A 10,071-nucleotide genomic window follows, 5' to 3' on the forward strand; every position below is an offset into this window, starting at 1 on the left:
CCCCTGGCCCCCGGCGCCGGCACCGAGATGCACCCACAGTCCATCGAGGAGTACACCCATGACGGCTGAGCCGGCGCTGCTCGAGGTCGAGGGCGTCGACAAGAGCTTCCCCGGCGTCCGGGCGCTGCGCGCCATGCGCCTCGAACTGCGCCCGGGTGAGGTGCTGGCGCTGGTCGGCGAGAACGGCGCCGGGAAGTCCACCCTCATGAAGCTGCTGTCCGGCATCCACACCGCCGACGCCGGCCACTTCCGGCTCGACGGCCACCCCTACCTCCCGACCAGCCCGCGGCACGCGCTCGAACTGGGCATCAGCATCATCCACCAGGAGTTCAACCTCGTCCCCGATCTGACCGTCGCCCAGAACATCTTCATCGGCCGCGAACCGCGCCGCGGCCGGCTGCTGCTCGACGACCGCAGGCTCAACGACGACGCGGCCGCGCTGCTCGAACGGCTCGACCTGCCCCTCGACCCGCGCGCCGTGGTCGGTGAACTCACCGTCGCCAACCAGCAGATGGTGGAGATCGCCAAGGCCCTCTCGTACCAGCCGCGCGTGCTGATCATGGACGAGCCCACGGCCGCGCTCAACGACGCCGAGGTCGCCACCCTCCACGAGCTGATCCGCCGCTTCACCCGACCCGACACCGGCGTCATCTACATCTCCCACCGGATGGGGGAGATCAAGCGGATCGCCGACCGGGTCACGGTGATCCGCGACGGCGAGTACGTCGACACCCTCGACGTCGCCACCGCCACCACCCCCGACATCATCGCGCTGATGGTGGGCCGGGCCATCACCGCCGACAGCGGCCCCGAGGGCGTCCGCGCCGACCGCGACACGGTGCTCGGCGTGCGGGGGCTCGGTACCAGGTCCCTGCTCGACGACGTCTCCTTCGACCTCCGGCGCGGCGAGATCCTGGGCTTCGCCGGCCTCATGGGCTCGGGGCGGACCGAGGTCGCCAGGGCACTGGTCGGCGCCGACGCGCGCTCGTCGGGCCGGATCACCCTGCGCGGCACGGAGGTCCGCATCGGCAACCCGGCGGACGCCGCCCGGCTCGGCATCGGCTATCTCAGCGAGGACCGCAAGCGGTTCGGGCTGCTGCTGGAGCAGGACGTCAAGGCCAACATCGCGCTCAGCGCGCTGCGCGACCGGTTCACCAGGGCCGGGTTCGTCCGCGACGGGGCGCTCCGGACCAGGGCCGAGCAGCTCATCGGATCGCTCCGCATCAGGACGCCGTCCGCCCACCAGACCACCAAGCACCTGTCCGGCGGCAACCAGCAGAAGGTCGTCATCGCGAAGTGGCTCGTGAAGGACTGCGACGTCCTCATCTTCGACGAGCCGACCCGCGGCATCGACGTGGGCGCCAAGGACGAGATCTACCAGTTGCTCAACCAACTCGCGGCACAGGGGAAGTCGATCATCATGATCTCCTCCGAGCTGCCGGAGATCCTGCGCCTCTCGCACCGCGTCGTGGTGATGAGCGAGGGGCGGGTGACCGGCGTGCTCGACGCCGCCGAGGCGACTCAGGAGAACATCATGCGCTACGCGACGCTGCGGCCGGGCGAGACCGCCGAGGCCCCGGACAGGACGGCGGGACGGCCATGACGACGGCCAAGGCGCCGGCGGTCGGACCACGACCGCGGAGCGGGACGGCGGCGGCGATCAGGGGCCGCCTCCAACAACTGCTGGCCTTCGCCAGCCTCATCGTGATCTACACGTTCTTCGCGATCGCCAGCCCCTACTTCTTCACCTACGACAACTTCATCTCGATCCTCTTCTCCACCGTGGTGATCGGAACACTGGCGGTCGGCACCACGTTCGTCATCATCTCCGCCGGCATCGACCTGTCGATCGGCACCGGCATGGCGCTGTGCGCCGTGATGTCCGGCGTCTTCCTGGTCAACGCCGGCCTGCCGCTGGCGGTCGGCGTGCTGGCGACCATCCTGTTCGGCGGCTTCATGGGGCTCGTCAACGGCGTCAACGTGGCCGTGCTGCGGATCCCGCCGTTCATCGCGACGCTGGCCATGATGCTGGTCGCCGAAGGGCTCGCCCTGGTCGTCTCGGACAGCACCCCCATCTACTTCACCGACGTGTCGGGCTACGGCGACATCTCGACCGGACACCTCGTCCCCGGCGTCGACATCCCGAACGCCGTGCTCGTCCTCCTGGCGGTCGCCGCCGTCGCCGGCGTGCTGCTCACCAAGAGCGTGCTCGGCCGCTACACCTACTCGATCGGCAGCAACGAGGAGGCCACCGCCCTCTCCGGGATCGACGTCCGGCGCTGGAAGATCGTCATCTACACGTTCGCGGGGCTCTTCACCGGGCTCGCCGGTGTGCTGATCTCCGCCCGACTCGGCTCGGCGCAGCCCGCCACCGGCATGGGGTACGAACTGCAGGCGATCGCCGCCGTCGTCATCGGCGGCACGTCGCTCTCCGGCGGCAAGGGCTCGATCGTCGGCACCCTGATCGGGGCGCTGATCATCTCCGTGCTGAACAACGGACTGCAGATCATGTCGATCCCCCAGGAGTGGCAGAACGTCATCCTCGGCTGCGTGATCCTCCTCGCCGTCTACACCGACCGGGTGCGCCGGCGCGAGACGTCATGAGCACGTCCCCGACCAGAACGAGGGAGATCTGGTGATGATGAAGACGACAAGGCGCCTCGCCGCGGCCCTGTGCGTGGCCCTGGCGATGCTGGCGACGGCCTGCGCCGAGGACGGTACGGGCGGGGGCGGCGGCGGAGGGGGCGACGGGCCGCTCATCTCCATCGTCTCCAAGGGGTTCCAGCACCAGTTCTGGCAGTCCGTCAAGGAGGGCGCCGAGGCGGAGGCGGAGGCCCGGGGCGCCCGCGTCACCTTCGTCGGGCCGCCCACCGAGGCGGACGTGGAGGAGCAGGTCAACCTGCTCACCAACGAGCTGGCCAGGTCGCCCGACGCCATCGGGTTCGCCGCCCTCGACTCGCAGGCCGCCGAGCCGCTGCTCCAGCAGGCCAGGTCGCAGGAGATCCCGGTGGTGGCGTTCGACTCGGGAGTGGAGAGCGACGTCCCGGTGACCACGGTGGCCACCGACAACCGGGCGGCCGCCGCCGAGGCCGCCGAGCACCTGGCGGAGGCGGTCGGCGGCGAGGGCACGGTCGCCCTGGTGGTGCACGACCAGACCAGTCTCTCCGGCCGGGACCGCAGGGACGGCTTCCTGGAGTGGATGGCGGCGAACGCGCCGGGCATCACGGTGCTCGACCCGCAGTACGGCGGCGGCGACCAGCTGGCCTCCGCCGACATCACCCGGTCGATCATCCAGGGCAACCCCGACCTCGCCGGGATCTACGCGGCGAACGAGGGCTCCGCGATCGGCGTGATCAACGGGGTCAGGGAGAGCGGCCGGGACGACATCGCGGTCGTCGGCTTCGACTCGGGCCAGGCCCAGATCGACGCCGTCGGCAGCGGCGAGATGACCGGCGCCGTCACCCAGGACCCGGTCGACATGGGCCGGCAACTGGTCGACGCCGCGCTGCGGGCGATCGACGGCGAGGAGCTGCCGGAGCGGATCGACACCGCGTTCCACTGGTACGACCAGGGCAACATCGACGACCCGACGATCCGGGCCGCGCTCTACGAGTAGCCGGACCGACGTCGCGGGGCGGCGCCCGGGAGGTGACTCCCGGGCGCCGCCCCACGTCGTGCTACTCGCCGAAGGCCCGGCGCTGCCAGTCGCCGATCTCCTCCGGTCCCAGCAGGCCGGCGATGACCGCCATCCGGTCGACGGCCCCGACGAGCCGCTGGCCGCCGTTCTGGTCGGCGCCGAACCGCAGTTCGCGGCTGGCGCAGCCGTTGATCCCGGTGCTCGGCACCTGGGCCGTCGCGGCCTCCCGCCCGTCCAGGTACACGGTCAGCCGGCCGCCGTCGCTCATGGTGACCACCAGGTCCACGAACCGGCCGGTCGGCACGGTGGCCGAGGTGGTGACGCCCGCTCCCGAACCGATGAAGCGCACCGCGTTCGACGGGGTCAGGTCGATCAGGACGCCGTCCCGGCCGTCGTCGCCGCTCGGCTGCCAGTCGAACAGCCGCCGGTAGCCGCCCGTGCCGTCCACCCTGACCTCCGCCGCGAACGTCGCCACCCGCAGGAAGCCGAGCGTCGTCGGCGCCGTCCGCAGGAACGAGCCGCCGTCCAGGACGAGCGCGCTGCCGGTCGGCCCCGCCTCCTGGTAGCCGGCGACGCCCTCCACCGCGGCGTCCCTCCCCTGCCCCGAGGCGTCCACGACCGTGGCGCCGGAACGGGGGTCCCACGCCACGAGCGTCAGCCCGTCCCGCGGCACCGGGCAGGGCGGCCCGACCTCGGCCGTCACCAGGGCGGCGGCGGTGGTCCGCCAGCCGTCGCCGACCAGCACCGCCCGCAGTCGGTGGTCGGGACGCTCGCCAGCCCGTGGCGTGACCTCGAAGGCGACCGTGTGGGACCGCCCGTCCCCGACGGCCGGTACCGCGTGCCGGGCCGGGCCGGCCGACCAGCCGGCGGGCAGGTCGAGGGTCAACGCGCCGGCCGGCACCGTCCGGCCGTGCGCCGACACGGTGACCTCGGCGGTGAACGGCGTGTCGGTCGCCACCTGTTCGGGGACCGCGAGCGCCATGCTCACCTGGGAGGTCGCCACATAGGCCCGGCCGGCCCTGGCCCGCAGGGTGATCTCCTCGCCGTCCCGCGCGACGTCGACCCGGCGGCCGCCCGCCAGCTCGGTGACCAGGAACAGGCCGCCGAACATGCCGCCGCGCACGGTCAGTTCACCGGAGACGCCGGGCCGCAGCACGGCCCTGGTCGGGGTGGCGCCGCGCCACTCCAGGTCCACCGTGACGTCGCCGCGGGCCCGCAGGCCGGTGACCGAGCCGCGCGCCCAGAAGGCCGGCACCGCCGGCAGCAGGTCGATCACCCCCTGGTGGCTCTGCAGCAGCATCTCGGCGACACCCGCCGTGGCCCCGAAGTTGCCGTCGATCTGGAACGGCGGGTGGGTGTCCCACAGGTTCGCCAGGGTGCTGTAGCGGAGCTGCTCCGACAGCATGAGATGCGCGTGGTCGCCGTCGAGCAGCCGCGCCCAGAAGTTGACCTTCCACGCCTTGCTCCAGCCGGTGCCGCCGTCGCCACGCGCCCGCAGCGACACCTCGGCCGCCGCGGCGTGCTCGGCGTCCTCGCGCACCGACAGCTGCCGGCCCGGGTGGAGCGCGAAGAGGTGGGAGACGTGCCGGTGGGTGTTGCCCGGCTCGTCCCAGTCCTCCTTCCACTCCTGCAACTGGCCCCACGAACCGACCCGCAGCCCCGGGTCGAGCCTGGCGAGGGTGTCGGTCAGCTCGGTGACGAAGCCGCTCCGGTCGCCGACGAGCCCGGCGGCCGCCACGGTGTTGGTCAGCAGGTCCCACACGATCTGCTGCGACATCGAGGCGCCGGCGGAGAAGTCGCCCTGCTCGGGCGAGAAGCTCGGCGACACCACGAGCGCGCCGTCCCTCGGGTCGGCGACCAGCGCGTCGATCCAGAACCTGGAGAGCGACCTCAGCATCGGGTAGGCGCGCTCCCGCAGGAACCGCTCGTCCCGGGTGAACAGGTAGTGCTCGTAGTAGTGCTGGGCCAGCCAGGCGCCGGCCTCCGGGAACCAGAACGACGCCGCGTAGTCGTGGACGCCGGTGAAGCCGTACGGGGTCGTCTCGTTGTGCACCACCCAGCCGTCGGCTCCGTACAGCTCGCGCGCCGTCACCTCGCCCGGCGGCACCAGCGCGTCGACGTAGTCGAACAACGGCCCGGTGGTCTCCGACAGGTTGGTGGTCTCGGCGGGCCAGTAGTTCATCTGGAGATTGATGTTGACGTGGTAGTCCGCGCTCCACGGCGGGCTCGTCGAGTGGTTCCACACGCCCTGGAGGTTGGCCGGCAGCGAGCCGGCCCGGGACGAGGAGATCAGCAGGTACCTGCCGTACTGGAAGTACAGCGTCTCCAACGCCCGGCGCGCCGCCGCGTCGAGGGAGCCGTCCTGGTAGGCGCGCAGCGCCTCGTCGGTGGGGACGCCGGCCTCCACGGCGTCGAGGTCCAGCCGAACCCGGTCGAACAGGGCGCGGTAGTCGGCCACATGGGCGGCCAGCAGCCGGTCGAACCCCTTCCCGGCCGCGCGGTCCACCCGCTCGGTCACCGGGCCGTGCGGGTCGACGCCCGAGCGGTACCGCGGGTAGCGGGCGGCGTAGTCCGTGCCGGCCGCCAGCACCAGCACCACGGCGTCCGCGCCGGCCACGGTCACCGAGCCGTCGGCGTTGTCGGTCCTGGTGCCGCCCTGGTTGAGGACCTGGAGGCGCGACGCGTAGCGCAGGCCGTTGTCGTTCAGCGCCCCGGCGAGCGTGATCCGGCCGCCGCTCGCGGTGACGCTCCGCGAGCGGTTGGTCGCGGTGGTGACCGACACGGTGAGGCCGACCGCGCCCGGCCGGTCCGCCGTGAGCCGGGCGACGATCACCCCGTCGGGGGCGGAGGCGAAGTACTCACGGGTGTGGGTCACGCCGCCCGACACGTAGCGGACGCCGGCGACGGCCTGGCCGATGTCGAGATGGCGCCGGTAGTCGCTGACGTCGGCGGGCTCCGACGCCATGGCTATCCAGACGTCGCCGAAGGGCTGGTAGGAGCCGAAGTGCGTCTTGGGCTGGCCGAGTCGGTCCGCGACCCACTCCGGGTCGACCCGGAGTTCGGCGTCGATCCGCTCCCGCACCTCCTCGACGGCGCCCGGACGGGGCGAGCGCCAGTTCCCGAAGTCGTAGCCCGGCGCGCCGGGTCCGCCGAGCCAGAGCGTCTTCTCGTTGAACTGCAGCCGCTCCGTGCCGATCCCGCCGAAGACGCACAGGCCGAGTGCTCCGTTGCCGAGCGGCAGGGACTGGGACTCCCAGTCGGTCGCCGGCTCGTCGTACCACAGGGTCGGGCCGGCGGCCGCCGGCCGTCGCTCCCCGGTTGCGTCGTCGCCGGTGCCGCCGGCCGCCGCCGCGGGTGCCACCAGGGGCAGCCCGAGACCCGCGGCCGCGCCCGAGAGACCGGCCATGAAGATACGTCTGGGGACGCCTTGTTCGACCATCGCGTTACCTCGCCCGTGCTCGTTGAATCCTTGGCAGCGCCGTGACAACGATCGCTGTCGTGCCGAGCCCCCCGGCCTTCGATACATCCGAGCTCTGCCCGGAGTTCATCACGGGAAAACGCGAAACTTCCGCTGTGCGCGGTCACTTGACAGGTGATACATCCGATGTATGGAGGCGGTCGGTCGGCAGATGGCCGAGCCGGAACGGCGCGTCCGCCACGTCGTCATCCGCCGCGGGCGGTGGGTGGCAGGGTCTGCTCGGTCCAGATGACCTTGCCGGTGCTCGTGTAGCGGGTGCCCCAGCTCGTCACCAGCTGCGCGACCAGGAACAGGCCGCGCCCGCCCTCGTCGCTGCTGGCCGCGCTCCGCAGATGCGGGGCGATGGTGCTGCCGTCGGCGACCTCGCAGATCAGCGAGCGGTTGCGGAGCAGGCGCAGCTGGATCGGCCCCGAGGCGTGCCGGATGGCGTTGCCGAGCAGCTCGCTGACGACCAGCTCGGTCGTGAAGGCCAGCTCCCCGAGGTTCCACTGCGCCAACTGCTCGGTCACCGAGGCCCGCATCCCCGCGCAGACCGACGGGTCGGCCTCCAGGTCCCAACGGACGACGTGCCGCGCGTCGAGGGCGTTGGTCCGCGCGACGAGCAGCGCGATGTCGTCCTTGGGGCGCTCGGGCAGCAGCGCGTCCGTCACCGCCTGGCAGGTCTCCTCCGGCGTCCGACCCGGGTGGGCCAGCGCCGTGCCCAGCCGGTCGAGACCCGCCGTGATCTCGCGGTCGCGGTCCTCGACGAGGCCGTCGGTGTACAGGACGAGGCTGCTGCCCTCGGGGAGCTCGATGTCCGCGGTCTCGAACGGGAGGCCGCCGAGCCCCAGCGGCGGGCCGGCCGGCAGCGGGGGGAACTCCACGGAGCCGTCGGGCCGGACGAGGGCCGGCAGCGGATGGCCGGCGCGGGCCAGGACACAGCGGCGGGAGACCGGATCGTAGATCGCGTACAGACAGGTGGCCCCGATGATCCCGTCCCCGCCGTTCGAGGCCGCCGCGTCCCGGTCGAGCCGGATCACCAGCTCGTCCAGGTGCGCCAGCAGGTCGTCGGGCGGCAGGTCGAGCGCCGAGAAGTTCTGCACCGCCGTGCGCAGCCGGCCCATGGTGGCGGCCGCGCGCAGGCCCTGCCCGACGACGTCGCCGACGACCAGCGCGACGCGCGCGCTGGACAGCGGGATGACGTCGTACCAGTCCCCGCCCACCCCGGTGACCGCGGGCAGGTACCGGAACGCGGCGTCGACCGCGGTCTGCTCCGGCAGGTCGCGGGGCAGCAGGCTCTGCTGGAGGTCGAGGGCCCTGGCGTGCTCCCCGGTGAACCGGCGGCCGTTCTCGACGCACGCGGCGAGGTGACTCGCCAGGTCATGCGCCAGCGACTGCTCGTCGTCGTCGAACGGGGGCGTGTCGTCCGTCCGCCAGAAGCCCACCTGGCCGAGGACGACGCGGCCCACCCGCAGCGGCACCGTGAGCAGCGAGTGGATCCCGTACTCCGGGTAGGGCGCGTGGCTGACGGCCGCGCGCCCGTCGGCGCCGTCGCCGCGTCGCACCGCCTCGTCGAACCCGACCCGCTCGCCGACCCTGGCCAGCGGGGCGTCCTCCCGGCCGCCGGCGCGCGCCACGCGCCGCATGCGCGGGTCGGTGTCCCTGGGCTCGTCGCCCGCCAGCACGGACTCCAGCAGGTCCACGGTGACGATGTCGGCGAAGCGCGGGACCGCCACCTGCGCCAGCTCCTGCGCCGTGCGGCGCATGTCGAGCGAGGTGCCGACCGCGACGCTCGCGTCGTACAGCAGCCTGAGCCGCTGGCGTGCCACGTCCGCCCGGTCGGCCAGCGCACGCAGCTCCGTGGTGTCGCGCAGCGTGGCGACGGCGCCCATCGGGCGTCCGCGCCGCTCGGCCGGACGCTGGTTGACGGCGAGCAGGCGGTCGCTCACCTCGATGACCTCGTCGTTGGCGACCCGTCGGGTGGACAGCAGCTCGCCGACCTCCGGCCCGAGGCCGACCTCGGTCACGTGCCTGCCCTGGGTGTTCTCGGCGAGGTCGAGCAGCCGCCGCGCCTCGTCGTTGACCAGCAGCAGCCGACCGTCGTCGTCGGTGATGACGATGCCCTCCCTGACGGAGTGGAGCACCGCGTCCTGGTGCTCGTACATCCGGGTGAGCTCGGCGGTGCCGAGGCCGTGGGTCTGCCGCCGCAGCCGCCTGGTCACCAGCGCCACGGCGCCGGCGCTCAGCAGCAGGGCCGCCCCGGTGATGCCGAGGATGAGGGGCATTCCGCGGTCGATGTCGTGGGTGGCGTTGGGAATGGTGACGCCGGTGTTGACGATGCCGATCACCCGGCCGGCACTGTCCTTCACGGGTACCGCGGCGCGGATCGACGCGGCGGAGATGGTCTGGCCCGGCACCCTGTCGGTGAACGCCCGGCCCTCGGTGGCGGGGGAGAGGGACTGTTCGACCTTCTTGCCGATCTCCTCGGGGTTCGGGTGGGTGAACCGGACGCCGTTCGGCGCGGTGATCACGACGTAGTCGACGTCGGCGTGCCGCCGGACGCTCTGGGCCAGCGGCTGCAGGGGCGTGGACGGATCGTCGGACTCCAGGGCGCGCCGTACCTCGGGGGTGTGGGCGAGGGCCTCGGAGACGGCGAGCGCCCGCCCCCTGGCCTGGTCCTCGCTGCTGCGCTTGGCCTGCGCCACCAGGGTCACCGCGCCGGCGATCACGAAGAACAGCATGATCGCCGTCACCAGGGCGAACACCTGTGCGGCAATGCTGCGCGGTGCCAGCGCGGAGAGGGCGCGCCGCCCGGCGGAGAACCGGTCGGTCCACTTCCCCGACCGGGACCATTTCATATCAATTGTGTATATAGAGACGGTTGGGGCCGCAACCGGTCGGTCGCCGGCGGGGCCGCCGGGGCCGGGCGGCGGGGACGGACGATCAGGTGATCCGTCGGGCCAGCTCCGGGTCGGGT

The 10,071-nt window shown here is 72.6% G+C and carries 5 protein-coding genes and 1 pseudogene; 3 read left to right on the top strand and 3 right to left on the bottom strand.

The window, feature by feature from the left end:
• The first annotated feature begins 58 nt into the window (after positions 1–58).
• From E1283_RS24105 to E1283_RS24115, 3 genes are read left to right on the top strand one after another with little or no spacing between them, the layout of a single operon-like run.
• Positions 59–1,603, top strand: coding sequence for a sugar ABC transporter ATP-binding protein (locus tag E1283_RS24105; RefSeq protein ID WP_132820229.1), 1,545 nt, complete (start codon positions 59–61; stop codon positions 1,601–1,603).
• Entirely contained in the window at positions 1,600–2,604 is a 1,005-nt protein-coding gene (locus E1283_RS24110; RefSeq protein ID WP_132820230.1) for an ABC transporter permease, read from the top strand. The genes E1283_RS24105 and E1283_RS24110 overlap by 4 nt, the downstream gene beginning before the upstream one ends.
• 34 nt (positions 2,605–2,638) lie before the next feature.
• Positions 2,639–3,616, top strand: coding sequence for an ABC transporter substrate-binding protein (locus E1283_RS24115; RefSeq protein WP_207930511.1), 978 nt, complete (start codon positions 2,639–2,641; stop codon positions 3,614–3,616).
• A gap of 61 nt (positions 3,617–3,677) precedes the next feature.
• Here the strand turns inward: E1283_RS24115 and E1283_RS39965 are convergent, their stop codons facing one another.
• The 3 genes and pseudogenes from E1283_RS39965 to E1283_RS24125 all read right to left on the bottom strand — a co-directional run bounded on the left by E1283_RS39965 (position 3,678) and on the right by E1283_RS24125 (position 9,952).
• Positions 3,678–4,619, bottom strand: coding sequence for a LamG domain-containing protein (locus E1283_RS39965; RefSeq protein ID WP_243745061.1), 942 nt, complete (start codon positions 4,617–4,619; stop codon positions 3,678–3,680).
• 21 nt (positions 4,620–4,640) lie between these two features.
• A pseudogene (locus E1283_RS39745) lies at positions 4,641–7,043 on the bottom strand (glycoside hydrolase family 95 protein); the annotation flags it as partial.
• A gap of 257 nt (positions 7,044–7,300) precedes the next feature.
• A complete protein-coding gene (locus tag E1283_RS24125) occupies positions 7,301–9,952 on the bottom strand; it encodes a SpoIIE family protein phosphatase (protein WP_132820231.1) in 2,652 nt (883 codons plus the stop codon).
• Positions 9,953–10,071: the final 119 nt, after the last annotated feature.

Origin of the sequence: Streptomyces hainanensis (genome assembly GCF_004348415.1) — a bacterium.
Classification (GTDB): Bacteria; Actinomycetota; Actinomycetes; order Streptomycetales; family Streptomycetaceae; genus Streptomyces; species Streptomyces hainanensis.

What these genes read in the sequence shown, in the direction of transcription:
- E1283_RS39965 (WP_243745061.1), bottom strand. Translation starts at nt 4,619, where the DNA reads ATGGCGCTCGCGGTCCCCGAACAGGTGGCGACCGACACGCCGTTCACC.
- E1283_RS24105 (WP_132820229.1), top strand. Translation starts at nt 59, where the DNA reads ATGACGGCTGAGCCGGCGCTGCTCGAGGTCGAGGGCGTCGACAAGAGC.
- E1283_RS24125 (WP_132820231.1), bottom strand. Translation starts at nt 9,952, where the DNA reads ATGAAATGGTCCCGGTCGGGGAAGTGGACCGACCGGTTCTCCGCCGGG.
- E1283_RS24115 (WP_207930511.1), top strand. Translation starts at nt 2,639, where the DNA reads ATGATGAAGACGACAAGGCGCCTCGCCGCGGCCCTGTGCGTGGCCCTG.
- E1283_RS24110 (WP_132820230.1), top strand. Translation starts at nt 1,600, where the DNA reads ATGACGACGGCCAAGGCGCCGGCGGTCGGACCACGACCGCGGAGCGGG.